General features: G+C 69.0%; 14 protein-coding genes. 4 read left to right on the top strand and 10 right to left on the bottom strand.

What is annotated here, in order from left to right:
- The 6 genes from H6A23_RS10020 to H6A23_RS10045 all read right to left on the bottom strand — a co-directional run.
- Positions 1 to 1,145: ABC transporter transmembrane domain-containing protein (locus H6A23_RS10020; protein WP_204832037.1), on the bottom strand; the 1,145-nt coding region annotated here is incomplete at its 3' end.
- A gap of 168 nt (positions 1,146 to 1,313) precedes the next feature.
- Positions 1,314 to 2,609 (bottom strand): glycosyltransferase family 2 protein, encoded by a 1,296-nt coding sequence (locus H6A23_RS10025; RefSeq protein WP_435793494.1) that lies wholly within the window; start codon positions 2,607 to 2,609, stop codon positions 1,314 to 1,316.
- A gap of 49 nt (positions 2,610 to 2,658) precedes the next feature.
- Positions 2,659 to 3,687 (bottom strand): RluA family pseudouridine synthase, encoded by a 1,029-nt coding sequence (locus tag H6A23_RS10030; RefSeq protein WP_204832039.1) that lies wholly within the window; start codon positions 3,685 to 3,687, stop codon positions 2,659 to 2,661.
- A 73-nt stretch (positions 3,688 to 3,760) separates the two neighbouring features.
- Complete coding sequence (lspA, locus tag H6A23_RS10035) at positions 3,761 to 4,273, bottom strand: signal peptidase II (protein ID WP_353653058.1); 513 nt, start codon at positions 4,271 to 4,273, stop codon at positions 3,761 to 3,763.
- Between the two features lie 3 nt (positions 4,274 to 4,276).
- On the bottom strand, positions 4,277 to 7,132 hold the full coding sequence (gene ileS / locus H6A23_RS10040; RefSeq protein WP_204832040.1) for an isoleucine--tRNA ligase: 2,856 nt from the start codon (positions 7,130 to 7,132) through the stop codon (positions 4,277 to 4,279).
- Positions 7,133 to 7,536: 404 nt separating this feature from the next.
- Entirely contained in the window at positions 7,537 to 9,633 is a 2,097-nt protein-coding gene (locus H6A23_RS10045; protein WP_204832041.1) for a leucine-rich repeat domain-containing protein, read from the bottom strand.
- A 216-nt stretch (positions 9,634 to 9,849) separates the two neighbouring features.
- On the opposite strand from H6A23_RS10045, the gene H6A23_RS10050 reads away from it, so the two are divergent.
- The 3 genes from H6A23_RS10050 to H6A23_RS10060 all read left to right on the top strand — a co-directional run bounded on the left by H6A23_RS10050 (position 9,850) and on the right by H6A23_RS10060 (position 15,468).
- Positions 9,850 to 11,742, top strand: coding sequence for a fructose-1,6-bisphosphatase (locus tag H6A23_RS10050; RefSeq protein WP_353653059.1), 1,893 nt, complete (start codon positions 9,850 to 9,852; stop codon positions 11,740 to 11,742).
- A gap of 153 nt (positions 11,743 to 11,895) precedes the next feature.
- Complete coding sequence (gene ftsH, locus H6A23_RS10055; RefSeq protein ID WP_204832043.1) at positions 11,896 to 13,797, top strand: ATP-dependent zinc metalloprotease FtsH; 1,902 nt, start codon at positions 11,896 to 11,898, stop codon at positions 13,795 to 13,797.
- A gap of 690 nt (positions 13,798 to 14,487) precedes the next feature.
- Positions 14,488 to 15,468, top strand: coding sequence for a hypothetical protein (locus tag H6A23_RS10060; protein ID WP_204832044.1), 981 nt, complete (start codon positions 14,488 to 14,490; stop codon positions 15,466 to 15,468).
- Positions 15,469 to 15,899: 431 nt separating this feature from the next.
- On the opposite strand, the gene H6A23_RS10065 is transcribed toward H6A23_RS10060, so the two are convergent.
- A complete protein-coding gene (locus H6A23_RS10065) occupies positions 15,900 to 16,715 on the bottom strand; it encodes a TrmH family RNA methyltransferase (RefSeq protein WP_204832045.1) in 816 nt (271 codons plus the stop codon).
- 127 nt (positions 16,716 to 16,842) lie between these two features.
- Between H6A23_RS10065 and H6A23_RS10070 the strand changes: the two genes are divergently transcribed.
- Complete coding sequence (locus H6A23_RS10070) at positions 16,843 to 18,369, top strand: L,D-transpeptidase family protein (protein ID WP_204832046.1); 1,527 nt, start codon at positions 16,843 to 16,845, stop codon at positions 18,367 to 18,369.
- A 179-nt stretch (positions 18,370 to 18,548) separates the two neighbouring features.
- On the opposite strand, the gene ffh is transcribed toward H6A23_RS10070, so the two are convergent.
- From ffh to smc, 3 genes are read right to left on the bottom strand one after another with little or no spacing between them, the layout of a single operon-like run.
- Entirely contained in the window at positions 18,549 to 19,937 is a 1,389-nt protein-coding gene (ffh, locus tag H6A23_RS10075; protein WP_204832069.1) for a signal recognition particle protein, read from the bottom strand.
- Between the two features lie 9 nt (positions 19,938 to 19,946).
- Complete coding sequence (gene ftsY / locus H6A23_RS10080; protein WP_204832047.1) at positions 19,947 to 20,846, bottom strand: signal recognition particle-docking protein FtsY; 900 nt, start codon at positions 20,844 to 20,846, stop codon at positions 19,947 to 19,949.
- The gene (gene smc, locus H6A23_RS10085; protein WP_204832048.1) at positions 20,847 to 24,386 is read right to left on the bottom strand and encodes a chromosome segregation protein SMC; all 3,540 of its coding nucleotides are present in this window, start codon (positions 24,384 to 24,386) and stop codon (positions 20,847 to 20,849) included. It abuts the gene before it with no gap.
- Between the last annotated feature and the right edge of the window lie 14 nt (positions 24,387 to 24,400).

Consider the following 24,400-nt stretch of genomic DNA (forward strand, 5'->3'; position numbering starts at 1 on the left):
GACTTGCCCGTGCCGTTGGCGCCCTTGATCACGACGAGCTCGCCGGGACGCACCTCGAGCTCCCCCGCGAAGAGGCGCTTGCCTCCCTCGCCGCGCTCGGGCGTGGCCCAGAGGGTCCCGTCGACGCACGCCACGGGACCCGCGTCGGCGCGCGCCGCGAGCGCCCCGAAGCCGGAGGGCTCCTCGGCCTCCCCCGCGTGCTCGCGCAGCAGGACGAGGTTCGGTCGGCTGGCAACGTAGAAGCTCACGAACGAGCAGAGGTCCGCCATGGGCGACTGCAGCAGCGAGAAGAGCTGCCATGCCGCGACGACCGCCCCGAGCGTGATCTGTCCCGCGGCCCAGAGCGCCACGCACACGGCGAGCGCCGCGACCTGGAGCGCCGGCGACACGGCGGCGGGAAGCGTCGTCTGCGCGGTGTCGGAGAGGCGGTACCGGCGGAGAAACGCGCGGTACGCGTCCGTGCTCTTTGCAAAGCGCCGCTCGTAGAACCCCTCGGCACCCGCCGCGTTGGCGACGCGCTTCTCCTCCACGAGCCGGCGGACCTCCTCCTGCCAGGCCTCGCTCACGGGCATCATCTCCATGAGCAGGCGCCCGGCGGAGTGCATGGGGCCCCAGTTGACCGCGAAGTACACGACCAGGCCACAGAGAAAGACCGGCACGAGCAGGACGTCGATCGCCGCGGCGCAGCCCAGCAGCGCCACGACCGCGATCACGCACCCCACCACGTTCACGCTCAGGTAGACGGACATCGAGCCGTAGCCAAACGCGGCGGCGTTGACCACGTTGAGGAAGTGCCCGGCGTCGTGGCGCTCAAAGGCGCGCTGCGGCATGGCCAGCAGCTGGTCGATAGCCTCGTCCGAGGCGTCCACCTCCGCGCGGAGGTTGGCCTTGAGCGGCAGCCAGTCGTCAAGTGCGAACTTCGCGAGCGCGGCCGCAAGCGACACCACGAGAAACGCCGCCAACCTCCCTGCCGTCTCCCCGAGCGCAGGCGCGCCCGACGCCAGCCCGTCCACGATCGCGCCCAGCAGGTACGCCGCACCGGCCGACAGCACGGTCCCGGACGCCACGCCGAGCGCCAGCGCGAGGTTGCGCGCGCTCGGCCTGAAGAGGGGGTAGGCCCTCTCCTCCGATGTTCTTCTCGCCATGCCCTTCTCCTTCCACGAGGTTGGAACCATCGTAGGAACGAGAAGGACGCCGCAGGTCAGAAACGCGCCACGGCCGAAGGAGCATCACCCGCAACCCGAAGATCCGGCGCACTCCCGCTGCGAGAGCGCGCCGGATCTTCGGGGCGAAAAAACACGTCCCCCCTTTGGCTACGCGCCGGAGCCGCTCACGATGTCGTCCACGTTGACGGCGATGTCGTGCTTGGTGGGGACCCACTCGACCTTCTTGAAGAGCGCCGCCACCGTGATGGGGATGTAGGTCATCATGAAGAGCGGGAACGTGAAGAGGTTAGCCACCACGCGCCACTTCTTCTTGGCGTGGATCTTCTTGCGCTCGGAGACCGTGGTGATAATCGCAAGGATGAAGAACACGACGTACATAGACGCGAAGGTCATGATGAGCGAGCCCACGCACATGTTGAGCTCGCCCTGGGTGGCGATGAAGCCGTGGGAGAGCGAGCCCACGATGAGGTACGTGGCGTTCACGAAGAACGAGAGCAGCGTCAAGATCATGCCCGGCGCCACCGTCATGAGCATGTCGTAGCTCGCGAAGCGGCCCTTGGAGATGCCCTTCACAAGGTCGCGCGCGTACGAGAAGAACACCTGGTAGAAGCCCTTGGTCCAGCGCATGCGCTGCGTCCAGGAGGCCTTGAAGGTAACGGGCTGCTCGTCGAAGAACTCGGCCGGCGCGTAGCCTATCTGCACGTTGTTGGCGCAGCAGAAGGTGGAGAACTGGATGTCCTCGGTGAGCGTGTGGAAGTCCCAGCCGTGCATGCCGCGCACGATGCGCTCGGAGACCATCCAGCCGGAGCCGGAGATGGCGCAGCTCGTGCCCACCATCATGCGGGCGTTGTTGAGGAACTTGGCCTCGCGCATGAACCAGAGGGCGTAGGCGGCGCTCACCCAGGAGGAGTCGAAGTTCTTGGAGTTGCGGTAGCCGGTGCAGACGAGGTAGCCCGCGTCGAAGGCCTGGTTCATCACGGAGATGAAGTCCTTGGAGACGAGGTTGTCCGCGTCCAGGACGACGAAGGCCTCGTACTTGTCGCCGTACTCGTTGAGGATGCGGTCGAAGCCGTAGTCGAGCGCCCAGCTCTTGCCGCGCCGCGCGAGGTCGTTTCTGTCCCAGACGATGGCGCCGGCCTTCTCGGCCTCCTCGTGCGTGCTGTCCGTGCAGGCGTCGCAGACCACGAAGACGTCCATGAGCTCGCGCGGGTAGTCCTGCGCGAGGATGGAGCGCACGAGGTTGCCGATGACAAGCTCCTCGTTGTGCGCCGAGATGAAGAACGCGTAGCGATGCTGCTTCTTGGCCTTGGGCAGCGTCACCGTCCCGCGGAACATGACGCGTACCACGTAGACGATCTGGTAGAAGTACGCGAGCGTGAAGAAGAGCCAGATGATCAGGTTGAAGATGACGATCGGCGTGAGGCCGAGTCTGTTGAACTCCATCATGGGCATGGCCACCCCTCGCGGTCTGCTCGCGGTCCTTCTCGCGCCCCTACGCCCCGGCGCCGAGCGCGGGGCAGATCTCATCCCCCGCCGCGGTCCGGCCCATCGAGCGCTCTTCCAGCCCCTCTAGTATAGCGAGAAGGTCGTCCGGCAGACGGTCGGCGATCGCGATGCGCTCGCCCGTCGCCGGGTGGTCGAAGCCGATGCGCCACGAGTGGAGGAACTGCCGCGCGAGCCCGAGGTTCAGCCGCTCGTCGCCGCGCCCGTAGAGCGGGTCGCCCACGAGGGCGTGGCCGATGTGGCGCATGTGCACGCGGATCTGGTGCGTGCGCCCGGTGTAGAGGTGGCACTCCATGAGCGTGTAGCCCTCGTCGCGCCGGCCGGCCTCGAAGCGCTCGAGGACGCGGAAGGTGGTGATGGCCTCGCGCGCGCCGGGGGCGTCCGAGACCGCCATGCGGACGCGGTCGCGCGTGGAGCGGGCGATCCCGGTGACGACGGTGCCCTCGTCGTGCGCCACGTAGCCGTGCGTGAGCGTGACGTAGCGGCGGTCGAGCACGCGCAGGCGGATCAGGTCCTGCAGGGCCCTCTGCGTGGCGTCGTCCTTGGCGGCCACCATGAGGCCCGAGGTGTCCATGTCCAGGCGGTGCACGATGCCCGGGCGCTCCTCGCCCTGGAGCATGCCGAGGTGCGCGTAGCCGCAGTGCGCCACGAGCGCGTTGGCCAGGGTGTCGTCCACGTGCCCCGGGCTCGGGTGGCAGACGAGCCCCGCCTGCTTGGAGAGCACGATGAGGTAGTCGTCCTCGAAGCGCACGTCGAGCGGGATGTAGGGGTTGGGGGCGATGAGGCCGCCCATGGGCTCGGGGTCCGGCTCGTCGAGCGTGGCGCGGACGCGGTCGCCCAGCAGGACCCTCTCCGACTTTGAGGTGGCGGGCGTCTCGTTGATGGTGACGGCGCCCTCCTCCACGAGCCGGGCGCAGGCCGAGCGCGAGGGCATGCCCTCCCCCGTGGCGAGAAACGCGTCGAGCCGCATGCCGTCGGCGGCGGGGTCCACGAGCAGGTTGGCGATGCGCTGCGCCATGCGGCTCCTCTCGGCGGCGGGACGGGGTCTGCTGGCAGGCTATCGTAGCACGCGCGGCGGCGCGGCGCGGGCGCTACTCCCCCGCGCGGGCGCGCTCGCGGGCGGCATCCCAGCGCCAGTAGAGCACGACGGCCGCCGCAACGCCGCAGGTCACGAAGATGTCGGCCACGTTGAAGACGGCGAAGTCCACGAAGGTCGTCTTGAAGAAGTCCGTGACGGCGCCGAGCGCCACGCGGTCGATCGCGTTGCCCGCGCCGCCGCCGGCGACGGCGGCCACCGTGAGCACGAGCGGCAGCGGCACGTCGGCGCGCCGCCACGCGACCGCGGCCCCCGCCACGAGGATCGCCGCCGCGAGCAGCACGAAGACGGGGCCGCCGCCCTCCCCGAGCGAGAAGGCGGCGCCCGTGTTGTAGACGAGGGAGAGGTCCATCACGCCCGGAATCAGCGCGACGGGCTCGCCGGGGACGAGCGCGGCGCGCGCGGCGGCCTTGCTCAGCTGGTCGAGCGCCACGACCGCGGCGGCGACCAGCGCGAAGAGCGCCAGCCGCCGCGCGCGGGCGGAAGCCGAGGGGTCGGCCGCGGCCACGCGCTACTCCGCGTCCCCGAGCGCGGCCACGGCGTGCGAGCAGCGCTCGCAGAGGCCGTCCTCGCCGAGCTCGCGGAAGTTCCAGCAGCGCGGGCACTTCTCGCCCGCCGCGGGCTCCACGGCGCAGGAGAGCTCCTCGCCCCGGGCGAGCTCAACCTCGGAGCAGACGAAGGGCTCCGCGAGGTCGCAGCCCAGCGGCCCGGAGAGAAGCGCATGGGCCTCGGCCGGCACCGTGAGGGCGGCGCGGGCGGCCTGCGTGGTCTTCTCGGCGAGCGTGCCGTCGGCGATGGCGGCCTCGTAGGCCTTGGTGAAGGCGGCGCGCGCCTCCACCACGGCGTCATAGGCGGCCAGGTAGGGCCCGTACTCCTCGGCGGTCCAGGGCGCCTGGTACCAGTCGAGAAGGGCGGCGTACTCCTGGCCGTCGCGCAGGCTCTCGGGGAGGTAGCTCATGGCCTCGTCGGTGGTGTAGACGAGGATGGGCTGCAGGTCGTGCACCAGCATGGAGAGGATCTGCGCCCAGACGGTGAGGGCGCTCCGGCGCTCGAAGGAGTTCTTCTCGCCGCAGTAGACGCGGTCCTTGGTGGCGTTGAGGTAGCCGTTGGAGAGCTCCGTGATCACGTAGTCGTAGAGGGTGCGGTAGACAACGTTGAAGCGGTAGGACTCATAGGCGGCGCTCACCTGGTCGTGGACCTGGCAGAGGCGCGCCAGGGTGAGCTTGTCGTAGGGCATGAGCTCGTCGTAGGGCACGGCGTCGGTCGCCGGGTCGAACTGGCCCTCGATCTCGCCCAGGAGGAAGCGCAGGGTGTTGCGGAAGCGGCGGTAGGCCTCGCCCACGTGGTCGAGGATCTGGCCGTCGCAGGGGATGTCGTTGGAGGTGTCGACGGAGGTGACCCACAGGCGCAGGATGTCGGCGCCGCGGGTGTCGCACTCCTTGTTGGGGTCGATCACGTTGCCGAGCGACTTGGACATCTTGCGCCCCTGGCCGTCGAGCGTGAAGCCCTGGGAGACCACGGACTTGTACGGGGCCACGCCATAGGCGCCCACGGAGGTCATGAGCGAGCTCATGAACCAGCCGCGGTGCTGGTCGGAGCCCTCGAGGTACATGTCCGCCGGGAACGTGAGGTTGTCGCGGTGGCGGCAGACGGCCGTGTGGGAGACGCCGGAGTCCCACCACACGTCCAGGATGTCCCTGTTGGCCTTGAGGTGGTGCCCGCCGCACTTGGGGCAGACGCAGGCCTCTCCCAGGTAGCTCGCCGGGTCGTCGGTGAACCAGGCGTCGGAGCCCTTCTCCCGGAAGAGCTTGATCACGGCGTCGAGCGTGTCGTCGTTCATGACGGTCTCGCCGCAGTCGGCGCAGGTGAAGGCGGGGATGGGCACGCCCCAGTTGCGCTGGCGGCTGATGCACCAGTCCGGGCGACCCTCGACCATCGAGCCGATGCGCTTGATGGCGTGGCTCGGGTAGAACTTCACCTTGGAGAGCTCCTCGAGCGCCTGCTCGCGGAGACTCTTGCCACCGCGCAGGGGCTTGTCCATCGAGACGAACCACTGGCTCGTGGCGCGGAAGATGACCGGCTCCTTGCAGCGCCAGCAGTGCGGGTAGCTGTGGTTGATGTCCTCGTGGAGGATCAGCGTGCCGCGCTCGCGCAGCCACTCGATGATCTTGGGGTTGGCCTCGTTCACCTCCATGCCGGACCACGGGCCGCCCGTGCCCATGCCGTCGCCCACGAAGAAGCGGCCGTCGTCATCCACCGGCATGACCGTGGGGATGCCGAACTTCTGGCCGGCGAGGTAGTCGTCCACGCCGTGGCCGGGCGCGCAGTGCACGATGCCCGTGCCGTCATCGAGGGTGACGTAGTCGGCGTAGATGAACTCGCCCGTCTCGCCCTGCTCACCGAAGATCGGCTGCTTGTAGCGGTTGTGCGCGAGGGCCTCGCCGGTGGCGCGCCAGGGGGTGCCGTCCGCGCCGGCCACGAGGACCTTCTCGCCGTAGCCGAACTTCTCGACCAGGCGGTCGGCCAGCGCCTCGGCCACGATCTCGGCGCGGCCGTCGTGCACGAGCGCCACGTAGGTGGCCTCGGGGTGGCAGATCACGGCGTCGTCGGCGGGAAGCGTCCAGGGCGTGGTGGTCCAGATGTCCACCCACAGGCGCCCGGCCCACTCCTCGAGGCCCGCGGGCACCGTGGTCATCTCAAAGCGCACGAAGATGGCGGGGCTGACCTCGTCGGAGTACTCGATCTCCGCCTCGGCGAGGGCCGTGTGGCAGTGGCTGCACCAGTGCACGGGCTTGGAGCCCTGCGTGATGGCGCCGGCGTCGAAGATGGCCTTGAAGATCTCCACGTCCGTGGCGTCGTAGTCGTTCACGTAGGTGAGGTAGGGGTTGTCCCACTCGCCGAGGACGCCCAGGCGCTTGAAGCCCTGGCGCTGGGTGTCCACCTGCTCGACGGCCATCGTGCGGCAGAGCTCGCGGACCTTCTCGGTGGGGAGCTGGTTGAACTTCTCCGTGCCGAGCATGGTCTCGACCTTGTGCTCGATCGGCTGGCCGTGGCAGTCCCAGCCGGGGACGTACGGCGTCTGGTAGCCGCGCATGGACCAGTAGCGGTTGATGATGTCCTTGGAGATCTTGTTCTGCGCGTGGCCCAGGTGGATGGGGCCGTTGGCGTACGGGGGGCCGTCGTGCAGGACGAACTTCTCGTGCCCCTCGTTCTTGGCGATCATCTGCTCGTAGACGTGGTTCTCCTCCCACATCGCCAGGCGCTTGGGCTCGTTCTGGGCCAGGCTGGCGCGCATGGGAAAGCCCGTGCTCGGCAGGTTGGTCGTCTTCTTGTACTCGTTCTTGGCCACGCTTTCCTCTCTTCCCATCCTCCGGAACGCGAGAAGCGCCCCGTCCCACGTGCTGGGACGAAGCGCTTCCAAGGCACTTCGCTTGTGAACCACCCAGCGAGCGGACATCCGCCGTACTCGGCTGGCCTGTGTCGGCGGCCACTCCGGCGACGCCTACTCGCGCACCGAGAAGAACGTCCTCCCGACACGCTTTGGGGCCGCGGCTCGGGGGTGATCTTCGCCGGGACGCGACCGCGGGCTCCCACCGTCCCCGCTCTCTCTTGGTCGCGCGCCCCCGGGTACTCTCCCCGTCAACGCCTGTTGCAGCATGGTAGCACGTTTAGACGGCGGGGACCGGCCGACCAGCCGCTCTTCTCAAAATAAGAGCGCGGGGCATGGCCGAAATGCCATGCCCCGCGCGCGTAAGATCAGGAACGTATATTTCAGAGACCGTACCAGCCAATGCCTTCCTCGCGCCAGCCAACGGAAACGAGGTGGTCGTTCTCCTCCTTGCTCGCGGTGTAGTTGTGCGTGCCGGTCCTCGCGTAGGGATTGTACTGACGGTAGAGCGGCTTCGCACCAGGTTTGGGGTTGCCCATGGAGTCACTCGCTGAGTACCAGCCAATGCCCTCGTAGTGCCACCCAAGAGAGGTGAGGTGGACGCACTCGTCCCAGGAGAGCGTGTAGTGATGATCGCCACCCTCGGCGAATGGGTTGTAGAGACGATAGACCGGAGCGCCGGACGCAGGAGCGGTCCAGCCCACACCCTCGGCGTTCCAACCGCCACCGGGCGCGAAGCAAAGGTTGTAGTACTCCTCGCCCGAGGCCGTGTAGAAGTGCTCGCCGGTCCAAGGGTTGTAGCAGCGATACATTGGCTGTGATCCAGAGGGGGTCGGCGAGCCGCCCTTCCCTTCGAGCGTGAACTTCACACTGAACGAGGAATAGGCGTTACCATGGGTGTTATCCAGCGAGCCAAGCAGGTAGTAGTCCCCCGCCTCAAGCGTGAACGTCTTGTAATAGATTTCACCGTTTTCCGTGAGCACGGGCGAGAACACCTCAAGCCAGAGTTCGTTTCCCTCGTTTCCCACGGTTGACATCAGCCTGAGGCTGCCCATGTGATGAGTACAACCCTCGTCGTAGTCATAGCTGTACGCAAGCTTTACGCTCTGATCCTCTGGAACGGTAAAGTGCCAAGCAACGTACTCGGTAGGATAGTTTGACTGCGTGTCCCAGGTGCTTGGAGCCAGCTCAATCGGATCGTAGTAGCCGGGGCACACGTACGAGTCCTCGACGAGGGATCCGTCCTCCGCGACGCCGTACCACGTGAGGTTACCGCCAAAGTCGTTAGCCTTGTTGAGGCCATCCCAGTCCTCGCCACCCTGATGGTGTACCACGGAGGCAGTTACGTCCCTGAAGGCATCAGAGGAGATTTGAGGCAGAGCACCAAGAAAGTCAATACGATTCAGCTGGGCACAACCGGAAAAGGCTCCACTCCCAATCGATTCGAGGGAGCCGGGAATCTCGATCGTCGTGAGCTCGCCGCAGTTGCGGAACGCATCCTCGCCAATCGTCTTGAGACCGCTCGGAAGCTCGACGCCCTCGAGCGAGAAGCAGTCGTAGAACGCGTTGCTTCCGATGGAGACAAGCGACTCGCCAAACGTCACCGATCCCAGGGCGGAGCAACCATGGAACGAGTCCGCAGGAAGACTCTTGAGCCCAGCAGGAAGCGTCAGCTCGGCGAGCTTCTCGCATCCTCGGAAGGCGCCCTCGCCCATCTCAACGATCGTCGAGGACAGCAAGACGGACGTCAATTCGGGGAAATTGCTGAAATCCTCGATTGACGTGACGCCTTCCTCGACCACGATTGAAGCAACTGATTCCCGGTGGTCATACCAGCCGCTCGAGTCCACGGCGCCGGAGCCCTTGATTGTGAGCGTCCCGTTGCCGTAGGTCCAGAACGCATCCTCACCGCAGACCCCGATGTCCTCAACCTCACTCCAGTCGACGGTAGTCATTCCGGGCGGATATGCCTTGGGGGACTGGCTGCCAACAAGAAAGGCGTCATCCCACGTGGTGTCTCCCTTACGGAAATAGCCCGTTCCCTCGAACGTGATAAACGTATTCGACGAGAAGTACTTCTCGTAACCCGGCACAAAAGGACCCGTGAAGAATATCGCCTTGATATCCGGTGACGTGAAGCAAAACCCCGGGAAGTGAGTAATCCCCTCCCCCACGATGACGAAGCGGATGTCGTCCTCATGCGAGACGTTCCAGGGAGCGGTGGTCCCCTCGAAGCTGATCGCACCCTCGCCCGTTATTCTCAGCACGCCGAACCTGTCCAGGGACCACTCCACGCTCTCCCCGCACGTTCCCTGATCGACCACGTCCTCGGGGGCGACGGGCGGCATGTCGCCCTGCTCCTCGGCGTATGCGCACGGGAGTGCCCCGGGAACCGCGGCCCCTAGCCCCAGCGGCAGCAGACCGATAACAATCGTGAGAATGGCAAGGCGGCCCAACAGCCCGCGCCCGTTCGCCCTCATGACACGCCTCCTCTATAAATGCAAAATCAAGATGAGCATTAATATACGTAGCCCCCCTGTGCACTTGTTGCTACAACATTCTGAACACTCCCCAAACGTCGGTCAGCGGGCGTGCGGCGCGCAAGGCATCCCGTGGTTCTGCTCGCCGAAAACTGGTTGCCCCGATCGATGCCGCGCGCCCATGATGAAGGGGTTACACACAGAGAGGGGACCCGCATGCCTGACCGCAAGTACCTCGAGCTGCTCTCCGAGAAGTTCCCCACCGCGCAGTCGGCCTACACGGAGATCATCAACCTCGAGGCCATCCTCAACCTGCCCAAGGGCACCGAGCACTTCGTGTCCGACGTCCACGGCGAGTACGACGCCTTCAAGCACATCCTCAACAACTGCTCGGGCGTCATCCGCGAGCGCGTGGCGGCGACGTTTCGCTTTGAGCTCACCCACGACGAGCAGGCGGACCTCTGCACGCTCATCTACTACCCGCACCGCAAGCTCCGCCGCCTCAAGGCCGCGGGCGTCGTGAGCGCGGAGTGGTACGCCATCACGCTCATGCGGCTCGTGCGCCTGGCGCGCTACCTCTCCGACTCCTACACCCGCTCCAAGGTCCGCAAGGCCATGCCGGTGGAGTACGCCTACATCATCGACGAGCTGCTCCACGCCGCGCCCGGCGAGGGCGAGCAGCGCCAGCGCTACCACCAGCGCATCATCGACACGATCGTGGACACGGGCTCGGCCGACGACTTCATCGTGAGCCTGGCCTCGCTCATCAAGCGGCTCGCCGTGGACCACCTCCACCTCGTGGGCGACGTCTTCGACCGGGGCGCCCACGCGGACAAGATCTTGGACCGCCTGATGGAGTACCACTCCGTGGACCTGCAATGGGGCAACCACGACATCGTCTGGATGGGCGCCGCGGCGGGCTCGGCCACGTGCCTCGCGGCCGTGATCCGCAACAACATCCGCTACGACTCGCTCAAGATCCTCGAGAGCGCCTACGGCGTCTCCCTGCGCGAGCTCGCCCTGTTCGCCGAGGCCACGTACGCGGCCGACGACGCCATGACGCCGATGGAGAAGGCCATCTCGGTCATCCTCTTCAAGCTCGAGGGGCAGACGATCCAGCGCCACCCCAACTGGCACATGGAGGACCGGCTGCTGCTCGGGCGCGTGGACCCCGCGCGCGGCGTGTGCGTGGTGGGCGGGCGCGCCTACGAGCTCGTCTCGAGCGACTTTCCCACCGTGGACTGGTCCGACCCCTACGCCCTCTCCGAGGACGAGGTCCGCGTCATGGACAACCTGCTCGAGGCCGTGCGCACCTCGTACAAGCTGCAGGCGCACGTGAACTTCCTCTACGAGCGCGGCAGCGCCTACCTCGTCCACAACGACGACGTGCTCTTCCACGCGTGCGTCCCCATGAACGAGGACGGGACCTTCCACCCCGTGAACCACCAGGGGCAGCTCCTCGCCGGCAAGGCCTACTACGACTACGCCGACCGCCTCGCCCGGCGCGCCTGGCACGAGCACGACGAGGTCTCGCTCGACTGGATGTGGTACCTCTGGTGCGGCCGCTACTCGCCGCTGTCGGGCCGCGTGATGAAGACCTTCGAGCGCACCTACTTCCGCGACCGCTCCACCTGGGCCGAGCCGCGCGACCCCTACTACGCCCTCACGGACGACGCGCGGGTCTGCCGGCGCATCCTCGAGGAGTTCGGCGTCGACCCGGAGCGCGGCCACATCATCAACGGCCACACGCCGGTCCACGCCGCCGACGGCGAGAAGGCCGTGCGGGCCGGCGGGCACCTCATCGTCATCGACGGCGGCTTCTGCCAGGCCTACCACAAGACGACGGGGATCGCCGGCTACACGCTCATCGCCGACCCGCACGGCATGCGCATCAAGGCGCACCGCCCCTTCGGCTCGATCGCCGACGTGCTCGACCTCAACACGGACATCATGAGCGACGACGACCGCTTCGAGGTGAACCCGCGCCCGCTCACGATCAACGACACCGACACGGGCGCCGACATCCGCGAGCAGATCTCTGACCTGCGGGCGCTGCTCGACGCGTACCGCACGGGCGAGCTGCCGGAGCGCGCCGGGGCGCGGCCCTGAGCCCCGCGCTTCATGACAGTTTGCCCTGTCACCTTTGTCAGGTCGCCCCCCACCAGGGCAAAAGCGGGAGATTGTCTGTCCCGGAACTAAGGGCCGATAAACTGGGTATCAAAGAATCCAAGCAAGGACACGCACGAAGGGTAACCGCAACTCATGGACATGAACGAGAACAAGAGGCGGCGCTCGATGCTGCTCTACGTCCTGATCGCGATCATCGCGTACCTCGCGATCAGCCAGACGCTCGGGACCAACCTCACCGCGCGCCAGGTGCAGGACGTGAGCTACACCGAGTTCCTCACGATGGTCGACGAGGGCCAGGTCAAGAAGGTCGACCTCAACACCGGGGACAACACCCTCACCTTCACGACCGGTGAGGGCGAGAGCGAGAAGATCTACGAGACCACGATGTGGCCGGGCGACAGCACGCTCATCGAGCGGCTCGACGAGCACAACGTGGACGCCGACGCCAACATCCCGGACACCTCCGGGGACGTGTGGCTCATGCTGCTCATCTCCTACGGCCTGCCCATCCTCATCTTCCTCGGCATCGGCTGGTGGCTCAACCGCCGCATGAAGAAGGCCATGGGCGACGACGGCCCCTCGATGAACTTCGGCGGGGGCGGCTTCGGCATGGGCGGCGGCCTCGGCAAGTCCAACGCCAAGGAGATCAAGGGCGAGGAGACCGGCGTCACGTTCAAGGACGTGGCCGGCCAGGACGAGGCCAAGGAGTCGCTCGAGGAGATCGTGAGCTTCCTCAAGAACCCCGAGAAGTACAACGAGATCGGCGCGCGCTGCCCCCGCGGCGCCCTGCTCGTGGGCCCTCCGGGCACGGGCAAGACGCTCCTGGCCAAGGCTGTCGCCGGCGAGGCGGGCGTCACGTTCTTCCAGATCGCCGGATCGGCCTTCGTGGAGATGTTCGTCGGCCGCGGCGCCGCCAAGGTGCGCGACCTCTTCAAGCAGGCGAGCGAGAAGGCCCCCTGCATCGTCTTCATCGACGAGATCGACGCCGTGGGCAAGCGCCGCGACTCCTCGCTCAGCTCCAACGACGAGCGCGAGCAGACCCTGAACCAGCTCCTCTCCGAGATGGACGGCTTCGACAACCACAAGGGCATCGTCGTCCTGGCCGCCACCAACCGGCCGGAGACGCTCGACCAGGCGCTGCTTCGTCCGGGCCGCTTCGACCGTCGCATCCCGGTGGAGCTCCCCGACCTCGTCGGCCGCGAGGCCATCCTCAAGATCCACGCCAACGACGTGAAGATGGAGCCGGGCATCGACCTCGGCGTCGTGGCGCGCTCCACGCCCGGCGCCTCGGGAGCCGACCTCGCGAACATCATCAACGAGGCCGCACTGCGCGCCGTGCGCTTCGGCCGCAGCCGCGTCACGCAGGAGGACCTGCTGGAGTCCGTCGACGTGGTCATCGCGGGCGAGAAGAAGAAGTCCACCGTGCTCTCCCAGCACGAGAAGGAGGTCGTCTCCTACCACGAGACCGGCCACGCCATCGTTGCGGCGATGCAGAAGGGCTCGGCGCCCGTCTCGAAGATCACCATCGTGCCGCGCACCTCGGGAGCGCTTGGCTTCACCATGCAGGTCGAGGAGGACGAGCACTTCCTCACCACGCGCCAGGAGGCCAAGGACAAGATCGCCGTGCTCTGCGGCGGACGCGCCGCCGAGGAGCTCATCTTCAGCGAGATGACCACCGGCGCCTCCAACGACATCGAGAAGGCCACGCAGCTCGCGCGCGCCATGGTCACGCAGTACGGCATGTCGGACAAGTTCGGCATGGTCCAGCTCGGCCAGCCCGCGAGCCGCTACCTCGGCGGAGGCCAGCAGCTCACGTGCTCCGAGGGCACCGCCCAGGAGATTGACGCCGAGGTGCAGCGCCTCGTAGAGGAGGGGCATCAGACCGCGCTCAGGACGCTGCGCGAGAACCGCTTCAAGCTGCACGAGATCGCCCACTACCTTCAGAAGAAGGAGACCATCACGGGCGACGAGTTCATGAACATCCTCACCCGCGACGACGGCTTCGCCCCCAAGATGCCCAAGCCGGCCGAGTAGCGGCACCGCAAGCCCGCACGCAAACGCCGAGCCCCTCCCTCACCGCTCACTGCTTCGCAGAAATCGCGTGGGGGAGGGGCTCGGCGTTTGCGTGCGGGCAGGGCCGCAGGCTCGACGGAGCTGCGGCTGGGGCGGAACTGCGTGGCCGACCAAAGCCCGAGGGTCCCCTCTTTCGTAAGGTCGCCGGTTCTTCTCGCCAAAAGCGTCCCTTTGCCATCGGAAGACGGGCCGGGAGGGACGCACATCCGGATTTGAGCGACCTCCCGCGCTCAGATGCGGAACTGCGTGGCCGCCGGAGCTCGGCTCCGCATCTGAGCGCGGCGCGCCGCGACGGTCTGGGACCCGTCCGCGCGGCCCCAGACCGCCCAGGGGCCGTCAGGCGCCGCAGGCGGTCGCACATGCGGCGTGAGCGGTCCTCCCATGGCGCAAACTTTCGCGGCGCATACCTTATGTCAACCAACGCGACCTGCGCGGATATGTGATTTGGTCAGCGCGGCGTCCGCCTCGTGGCAGCGAGCTGGCGAGAAATCGGGCAATCGCCGCGCCCACGGCCCGAACGCGCGCTACGCTCGTGCCATGATGACCATCTGCCTTTCTCATACCACCGCACTTGATGTGCTCCGCTGCTGGAGCGCGCCGCGGCTCCTCGAACGGGGCCGGCGCCGCGAGGCCCTCCCCGCCCCGGAGCGCATGCCGGACCCCGCAGGGGCCGCGGCGATCCTGGCACGACTCGAGCCTCTCTCTTCGGTGAGGCCGCCCCACCACGTGATCGTCTCCGGCGAGACGGCCCGCCACCGCTCCGAGCTCCTCGTCGCGCACCAGGCGCGGCCCTCGTATCCACCGGGCTCGTTCTTCTCGCTCGCGCCCGACGCCCTCTGCGCGACGCCGGAGCTCGTCGCGCTCCAGATGGCGGAGTACGCGAGTGACCTTGAGCTGCTCCTGCTCGTGGACGAGCTGTGCGGCCACTACGGCATCCAGCCGCGCGCCGCAAAGGGGCTCGTCAAGCGCCGCGACCCGCTCACGAGCATCGAGAGGATCGAGGGCTACCTCGACCTCATGGGGCCCTGCCGCGGCGCCGCCAAGCTCCGCCGGGCGCTCCTGCGTGCGCGCGCCCAATCGGGGTCGCCCCGCGAGAGCAGGACCGTGCACCGGCTCGAGTTCTGCCCGCGGCTCGGCGGCTATGGGCTCGAGGTCGTGGGGCTCAACGACCCCGTCCTCGTGGAGCGCGCCGGCGCCGTGCTCGGCGAGGCGCGGGAGCGCATCAGAAAGCCTGACATCATGCTGCTCGCGCCCGCCGACGCCCCCGCGGGGTCCATGCCGTTTCGCGGGTGCGCCCTCGACTACCAGGGAGGCTACCATCGCGACGAGCTGCAGGAGGGGAAGGACACCAATCGCAGAAACGAGCTTCTCGCCTGCGGGATCAAGCCGTACGAGATCGCAAGGGAGCACTACGACGACCCCGGCTACCTGGACTGGCTCGTCTCGCGCATACGGCGCGACCTCGGGATCGAGGAGCCGCGCCTCGACGCGCGGGCCCGCGAGGCGAGAAGGGCGCGTCGCGAGCGCCTGCGCCGGGAGCTCGACCAGGCGGACGGCCTCACGTGGACCGGCCGCTCCGACGCGCTGCTCATGGAGGGGTCGCGGCTGCTCGCAGAGGGGACGGGGCCCTGATTTGCCCCGCGGGCCAGGCCCGCGACCCCGGCCCGCACCTGCGTGCCAGGCCGTGCTCAGATGCGGAACTGAGTATCGCCCGGTGCGCAGATGCGGAACTGAGCGCCCTCGCCGCCCGAGGATGCGCCTCGCATTGCCGAGGCGGGCGCGTCCTGGCCGCTCGGGCCCACGCAGTTGCGGATCTGAGTACGGGACCCCGCGCAAATCCGGAACTGAGCACGAGGTGGCACGCAGTTCCGGAACTGAGTGCCCACTCGGGCGACCGATGGCGCTCAAATCCGCATCCGAGCATCCCCGGGACAGTTGGGCGCACTCAGTTCCGGAAATGAGCACGAAGCGGTACGCAAATCCGGAAATGAGCACGAAGCGGAGAGCACGCCGGAAACGCCGGACGCAGGGCGGGCCGCGAAAGAGGCGCGGGCGCCGCGACCTCAGCGGAAGAGCTGCCAGAACGCGACGGCGGAGCTCGCGGCGACGTTCAGCGAGTCGACGCCGCGGGCCATCGGGATGATGACCGAGCGGTCGCAGGCGGCAAGCGCCCGGTGCGAGAGGCCGTAGCCCTCGCTGCCAAAGAGCAGGGCGCGCCTCTCGCTCGCGAGAAGCGCCGGGTCGTCGAGGGGCGCGGCGTCCTCCTCAAGCGCGAGCGCCAGGACCGAGAAACCCCGCTCGCGCAGGGCGTCGAGCGTCAGCTCGGGCCAGGAGGCCGCCTCGGCCCGCGCCCAGGGGAGCTTGAAGACGCAGCCCATCGACACGCGCACGGCGCGCCGGACGTAGGGGTCGGCGCAGCGCGGGGAGAGAATCGCGGCGTCCGCGCCGAGCGCGGCGGCGGAGCGGAAGAGCGCCCCCACGTTGGTCACGTCCACCAGGTCCTCGAGCACGACGACCCTGCGGGCGCCCGCGAGCACGTCCTCAACCGCGCGTGGACGCGGCCGGCGCATCGCGCAGAGAAAGCCGCGCGTCACCCGGTAGCCGCAGAGCCGCTCCATCTGCGCGCCGGGAAGCACGAAGGCGGGCACGTCCCCCGCGCGCTCGAGCAGCGAGCCGCAGGTCGAGAGGTGCCGCTCGTCGACGAGAAACGACACCGGCTCCACGCCCTCGTCGAGCGCCACCTCCACGACGAGCGGCGACTCCGCCACGAGCAGGCCCCGCCCCGCCTCGACGCCGGCGCGCAGCTGGTGGTCGGTGAGCCGGGCGAAGGCGTCAAGCCTCGGGTCGTCGAGCGTGTCGAGCCGAACGGTGTGTGCCATTCCTCCCCCTTTTGATGCCAGCGCGCGATGTGGGCAGAATGTGTCGCGCCTCTAGGGTACGATAGCCCAGACGGCCGCCGGCCGCCACGCAACCGCACACGAGCCATCTACCATCTAGGGTGATCGCATGCCTAGTCACATGAAGCAGACCAACGCGCGTCCCGCCGAGAAGGACGCCCCCGACGCGTGCTTCGTCCCCGGACCCGAGAGCACCTTCGTCTCCCCCCTCGCCGACGGCCCGGAGCCCGGGCGACCCCGCCGGCGCCTGCTGTGGGTCATCCCCGTCGTCATCATCGTCCTTCTCGCCGGGGCCTACGTGGGAGGGGCCGTCTACTTCCAGTCGCGCTTCATGCCGGGGACCACGCTCGAGGGGCAGGACGTCTCCCTTCGCTCGGCCGACGAGGTCGCCGCGGAGAAGACCGCGTCGCTCGACGGATACTCCCTCCACGTCACGGGGCAGGGCCTCGACCTCACCGTCTCCGCCCCCGAGATCGGCCTCTCCTACGACGGCGCCGCCTATGCCGAGGCCGCGCTCGCGCAGGTGAGCCCGTGGGCCTGGCCCCTCGAAGTCTTTGGGACCCGCAACCTCTCGCCCGAGGCCGAGCCCGCCTTCGACGCCGACAAGCTCGCGCAGATCGTGACGCCGGCCGTGGAGGAGCGGGTCCGCGCGGCCGAGGAGGCCACGGGCCTGGGCGTCTCCTACAGCGCCGAGGCGGGCGCCTACGTGGTGGACGAGCACGCCTCGGCGAGCCTGCTCGACGCCGGCGCCGTCTGCGAGCGCGTGAGGCAGGCCGTCGCCGAGCTCTCCCCCACCGTCGAGATCGGCGACGAGTGCCTCTCCGACGCGAGCGCGCTCCAGGCCGCGGCGGACGCCGCCAACACCTACCTCGCCTCGGCGGGTACGACCCTGCTCGTCAGCGGCCAGCTCGTGCTCGACGTGGGCCCCGACCTCATCTCGAGCTGGGTGAGGATCGGCGAGGACCTCTCGGTCGCGCTTGACGAGGAGGCCATCGGCCAGTGGGTGCACGAGAACGTGGGCGCGCTCGACACCGTGGGCAAGACCCGCACCTACACCCGCGCCGACGGCAAGCAGGTGAGCGTCTCCGGCGGATCGTGGGGCATCGTCACCAACGAGGCCGAGACCACGACGGCGCTCGTCTCCGCCATCCAGGGCGGCGCCGCGCAGGCGATCGAGATCCCGCTCAAGCAGAGCACGGGCTTCGCCCCCGACCAGGGGGGCCGCGACTGGGGCAGCCGCTACATCGACATCGACATCTCCGAGCAGTACGTGCGCATGTACGGGGACGACAGCTCGCTCATCTTCGAGTCCGCCTGCGTCACGGGCGACCCCACCCAGGGCTACGACACGCCCACGGGCGTCAACCCCATCAACTCCTACAAGGCGCTCGACCAGACGCTCAAGGGGCTTGACTACGACGAGGACGGCGAGCCCGACTACGAGAGCCACGTCAACTACTGGATCCCCTTCGTGGGCAACCTCGTGGCGCTCCACGACGCCGACTGGCGCAGAAACTTCGGCGGGACCATCTACCAGGGCAACGGCAGCCACGGCTGCGTGAACCTGCCCGTCTCCAAGGCCGCCGAGCTCTACGACCTCACCAAGGTCGGCGACGTCGTGGTGGTCCACTACTAGGCGGCGAGCCCATCACCCCCGTCGGGCCGCGGCCTGGCGAGAAGAACCGTCGCGAGTCCCCCGCAGAGCCTTCCTGCGGGGGACTCGCGACGTTCTGAGCCCGAAAAACGTCGCCGGGCCCCCGCAACCTCATGCTGCGGGGCCCGGCGACATCTCCTCCGGCGCGGCGGGCACGCGCCCTAGAACTGCATCCCGTTGCCGCCGCCCATGTTGCGCATCATCTGCTGCATGGCGCGGCGCCCCTTCTTGGCGCCCTTACGGCCGCCGCCCTGCTGCATCATGCCCTTCATGCGGCCGACCATCTTGTTCATCTCGTCCCACTGCTTGATGAGCTGGTTGACCTCCTGCACGGTGCGGCCCGAGCCGGCGGCGATGCGGCGGCGGCGCTGGCCGTTGATGATCTTGGGGCGCAGGCGCTCCTCGCGGGTCATCGAGCGGATGATGGCCTCGATGCGCGTCATCTGGGAGTCGTCCACGGCCTGGGGGGCCTGGGCGAGGGCCCGCTCCATGCCCGGGATCATGCCCATGATCTTCTGGAGGCCGCCCATCTTGCGAATCTGCTGCATCTGCGCGAGCAGGTCGTCCATCGTGAAGCCCTCGCGCAGCATCCGCTCGGCGTCCTCGATCTGCTGCTCGTCGGCGACCTTCTGGGCCTGTTCGATGATGCCCACCACGTCGCCCATGCCGAGGATGCGCTTGGCCATGCGGTCGGGGTGGAAGACCTCGAGCGAGTCGGGCTTCTCGCCCATCGAGACGAACTTGATCGGCTTGCCGGTGACCTCGCGCACGGAGAGCGCGCCGCCGCCGCGGGCGTCGCCGTCGAGCTTGGACATGATGACGCCATCGAAGTCCACGCGGTTGGCGAACTCCGTGACCACGTTCACGATGTCCTGGCCCGTCATGGCGTCCACGACCATGAGGATCTGGTCGGGGCGCACGGCCTGCTTGATGGCCACGGCCTCCTGCATCATCTCCTCGTCGATCTGGAGGCGGCCGGCCGTGTCCACGATCACGATGTCGTTCAGGTGGTCGACGGCCTCGCGGATGGCGCCCTCGGCCACGGCCACGGCGTCCCTGCCGTCGCCCCGGAAGACCGAGACGCCGATCTCGCCGCCGAGGGTGGCGAGCTGGTCGGCGGCGGCCGGTCGGTGCGTGTCGCACGCGGCGAGCAGCGGGCTGTGCCCCTGGGACTTGAGGAGGTAGGCGAGCTTGGCCGCGGCGGTGGTCTTGCCCGAGCCCTGCAGGCCCACGAGCATGATGACGTTGGGCGTGCGGTTCTGGGCGAGCGTGAGCTTGGAGTCCGTGGAGCCGAGAAGGACGGTGAGCTCGTCGAGGACGATGCGCACGACGTTTTGCGCCGGCGTGAGCGAGTCGAGGACGTCCGCGCCGAGGCACTGCTCCTTGCAGCGGCTCACGAAGCCCTTGACCACGCGGTAGTTGACGTCGGCCTCGAGCAGGGCCATGCGGATCTCGCGCATGGCGACGTTGATGTCGTCCTCCGTGAGGCGGCCTTTGCCGCGCAGGGAGTCGAAGGTGTCCTGGAGGCGGTCTGAGAGAGAGCTGAACACTGCCATGGTCTACATCCCTTCACCCACGAGCGCGCGGCAGAAGTCGAGCGCGTCAAAGGCCTGGAGGTCGTCGATGGACTCGCCCACGCCGATCCGGTAGATCGGCAGGCCGAGCTGGCTGGAGATGGCGAGCGCGATCCCGCCCTTGGCCGTGCCGTCGAGCTTGGTGACGATGAGGCCGTCGAGCTCGAGGGCGTCGTTGAACTCGCGCGCCTGGTTGAGGCCGTTCTGGCCGGTGGTGGCGTCGATGACGAGCACCACCGCCACGGGGGCGGCGGAGCGCTTCCTGGTGACGTTCACGACCTTGGCGAGCTCGCGCATGAGGTCGGAGGAGGTGTGGAGGCGCCCGGCGGTGTCGATGAGCGTGAGCTGGGCGCCGCGGCGCTCGGCCTCGTCCACCACGTCGTAGCAGACGCTCGCCGGGTCGGCCCCGCGCTCGCGGGTGATGACGTCCACGCCCGCGCGCTGGCCCCACACCTCGAGCTGCTCGATCGCGGCGGCGCGGAACGTGTCGGCCCCGCCGATCACGCACGTCACGCCCGCCTCGCGGGCGCGCCCGGCGAGCTTGCCCACCGTGGTCGTCTTGCCGGCGCCGTTGATGCCCACGAAGAGCACCGTGCTCGGGAGGTCGGAGAACGGGTCGCGGCCCGCCTCGGGAAACTCCGCCGCCAGACGGCGCGCGAGGGCGTCGCGGAGCTGCTCGGCGCGGGAGAGGTTCTCGCGGGCCGCCTGCTCGCGCAGGTCGTCGGTCACGCGCATGGCCACCTCGGCGCCCATGTCGCCCATGACGAGCGTGTCCTCGAGGTCCTCCCAGAAGTCCTCGTCGACCTCGCCGCCCATGTAGAAGATCTCATTGATGGCCTCGCGCGAGCGCTGGAGGCCCCTCTTCAGGCTGTCGAGAAAGCCCATCTATGCATCTACCACCTTTCCTGTCGCGCGGTCGAGCCGCTGCGAGACCACCCGGCTCACGCCGTCGGCCTGCATCGACACGCCGTAGAGGACGTCGGCCTGCTCCATCGTGCGCCGCTGGTGCGAGATCACGATGAGCTGCGTGCTCTCCTTGAGCCGCTCGATGGCGTCGAGCAGCTTGGAGAGGTTGGAGTCGTCGAGCGCCGCCTCGACCTCGTCGAAGACGTAGAACGGCACCGTGCGGACCTTGTAGACCGCGAAGAGCAGCGCGAGCGCCGTGAGCGACTTCTCGCCGCCGCTCATGAGCATCATCTTGGCGAGCCGCTTGCCGCGCGGCTGCGCCACGATCTCAATCCCCGTCTCGGAGGGGTTGTCCGGGTCGGTCATCTCGATGTGCGCCTGGCCGCCCGGGAAGAGCAGCGAGAAGATCTCTGAGAAGTTCTCGTTGACCTGGTCGAAGACCACGAGGAAGCGGTTGCGCATCTTGCGCTCGATCGCCGCCGTGATCTTCTTGAGCGAGCCGCGCGCGCTCTCGAGGTCCTCGACCTGCTCGGCGATGTAGTCGTGGCGCTGCTTGAGCCGCAGGTACTCGTCCATGGCGACCTCGTTCACGGGGCCGATGGACTCGAGCTGCCGGACGATCTCGGCGACGCGGCGCTCGGCGGCGTCGCGGTCCTCCGGCGAGGGGATCGCGAGCGCGTCGTCGAGGACGGCGCCGGTCGCCGTGATGGCGTTGATCGCGGTCTCCACCTGGACCTCGAGCCTGCCCAGGTCCACCTTGACCTCGTTGGCCGCGCTGCGCGCGCGCTCGAGCTCCTCGGAGGCCGCGCCCACGGCCGCCTTGGCGTCGCCGATCGTGCGCTTGAGGGAGTCGGAGTCCGCCTCGGCGAGCGACGCGCGGTCCTTGAGGCGCGCGGCCCACTCGAGGGCGCGCGAGCGGATGGCGTCGTAGCGGTCGTGGAGCGGGTCCACGCGCAGGCGGACGACCTCGAGCGAGCGCGAGCCGCGCTCCGTGGCCTCGATCCGCTCGTCGAGCTCCGCGACGCGCTTCGAGAGCTCGCGCTCGCGCGTGGCGAGGTTGCCCCGGCGCTCGGACGCCATGGCGAGCTCCAGGCGCGCGTCGGAGAGCTCGCGGCTCGCCCTGCCCTGCTCGCGGATGGCCTCCTCGTGGGCCTCGGAGCGCTCGGAGAGCTCGGAGGCGAGCTCGTCGGCCCGCTCGCGGGCGGCGCGCGCGGCGGCGCGGTGCCCGTCGATCTTCTCGCGCGCCTCCCGGGCCCGCTCGCGCGACGCCGCGCGGCGCTTCTCCACCTGCGCGAGCTCCGAGCGGGCGCTCGCGAGCTGCGCCTCGAGCCGGCCGCGCTCGGAGGTGGCCGAGGAGAGCTCGGCCGAGAGGCGCGCCACCTCGCCCTTCGCGGACGCCGCGGACTCGCGCGCGGCGGAGAGCGCGCGCTCGGCCTCCGCGACCCCCTCGCTCGCCGCGGCGAGCGCCGCGCGCAGGGCGGCCATGCCCCCCTCGAGCCCGCGGATGCGGCGCTTGCGCTCGAGCGCGCCGGCCTCGCCCGAGGGGGCGTCGCCCACGCGCACGCGCCCGTCGGGCAGGACGGTCACGCCGTCGGCGGAGACGTAGGTGCGCGTGGGGTCGGCCGCGTGCGCGGACACCGCCTCGGCCGCGCCGCCGACGAGGCGGACGTCGCCGAGAAGGGCCTCGAGCAGCGCCCGCGCGCCGTCGGGCACGCGCAGGCGCGCGAGGAGCGGCTCGCCCGGGGCGCCCGCGTCCCCGCGCGCGGGGGCGGCCGCGGCGCGGGCGAGGATGGTCGCGCTGCCGCCGGCGTCCGCGAGGCCGAGTGCGGAGGCGGCGAGCTCCGCGGCGTCCGCCCCCTCCGGGACCACGAGCGCCGCGAGGTCGTCGCCGAGGAGCCGCTCGACGAGCTCCTCGACCGCGGGCTCGGCGTCGATGAGGTCGGCGAGGCGGCACTCGACGCGCTCGGCGGCGCGCTCGGCGAGCGCGGCCACGAGCGGGCTCGCGGACTCCACGTCCGCGTCGACCGCGCGCAGCGCCTCGAGCGTGGCCTCGGCCGAGGAGAGCTCGGCGCGGGCGGCGGACTCCTCGCGGCGCGCCTGCGCGAGCGCGGCGTCGTGGGTCGCGATCTCGCGCGCGAGCGCGTCGGCCCGGTCGCGGGCGGCGGCGAGCTCGCCCCCGAGGCGCTCCGCCGCCGAGGCGCGCTCCTCGAGGGCCTCCTCGGCGGTCCGGGCGGTCTCGTCGAGCTGGTCGATGCGCGAGACGAACATCTGGTCCTCGACCTCGGCGCTCGAGATCTGCTCCTCGAGCTTTGCGTAGGCGAGCGTCTCGCGGTCGGCCTCGGAGCGGGCGGCGCGCTCGGCGGCGGTGATGCGTCCGATCTCGGCGTCGAGCGCCCGGCGGCGCGCCACGGCCTCGTGCGAGGCGGACGCGAGCTCGGCGGCGCGGCGCTTGAGGTCCTCCTCGCGCACCGCGGTGTCCGAGAGCTCCGCCGCGAGCCGCTCGTGCTCGGAGGCGGCGTCGGCGCGCTGCTTCTCCATCGCGGAGAGCTGCATCCGCATGTCGGAGAGGCGCGAGACCATGTTCTTGCCCTTCTCCTCGAGCAGGCGCATGTCTGAGTCCATGCGGCCGAGGAGGTCCTGCATGCGGCGGCGCTGCTCGCCGAGGTCGCCCACGAAGAGGCCCTTCTGCTCGAGCAGCGACTGGAGCTTCTCGAGCTCCGCGCTCTTCTCGTCGAAGCGGTACTGGGCGAGCTCGATGGCCGCGTCGGCCTCGCGCCCGCGCGCGGAGAGGCGGTTGTAGCCCTCCTGGAGCGTGCGCAGGTCGTCGACGGCGAGCTGCACCCTGAGCCCCTTGAGCTCGTCCTCGAGGTCGTGGGCGCGCTTGGCCTTGTCCACCTGCCGCTCGAGGGGCTTGAGCTGGCGGGAGATCTCGCGCGAGAGGAGCTTGGCGCGCGAGAGGTTCTCGTCCATGGAGGCCAGCTTGCGGAGGCTCCGCTCCTTGCGGCGACGGTGCTTGGAGATGTCGGCCGCCTCCTCGATGAGGGCGCGGCGCTCCTCGGGGCGGCTCGAGAGGATGGAGTCGAGCTTGCCCTGGGAGATGATCGAGTGCGTGTCCTTGCCGAGGCCCGAGTCGTGCAGGATGTCCTGGACGTCCATGAGGCGTGAGGGTGCGCCGTTGATGAGGTACTCGGACTCGCCGGAGCGATACATCCGCCGCGTGATGCCCACCTCGGCGAAGTCGATCGGCAGCGTGTGGTCGGAGTTGTCCAGCACGAGCGTCACCTCGGCCACGCCCACGGCGCCGCGCGCCGACGAGCCGGAGAAGATGACGTCCTCCATGGCCTGCCCGCGCAGCTGCTTGGCGCTCTGCTCGCCGAGGACCCAGAGGATCGCGTCGGAGACGTTGGACTTGCCCGACCCGTTGGGGCCCACAACCACGGTGAGGCCGGGGTCGAAGACCATCTGCGTCTTGTCCGCGAAGGACTTGAAACCCTTGAGCGTGAGCGACTTGAGGTACACGGGGCCTGCCTTCG

It is taken from the genome of Olsenella uli (assembly GCF_016900775.1).
Classification (GTDB): Bacteria; Actinomycetota; Coriobacteriia; order Coriobacteriales; family Atopobiaceae; genus Thermophilibacter; species Thermophilibacter uli_A.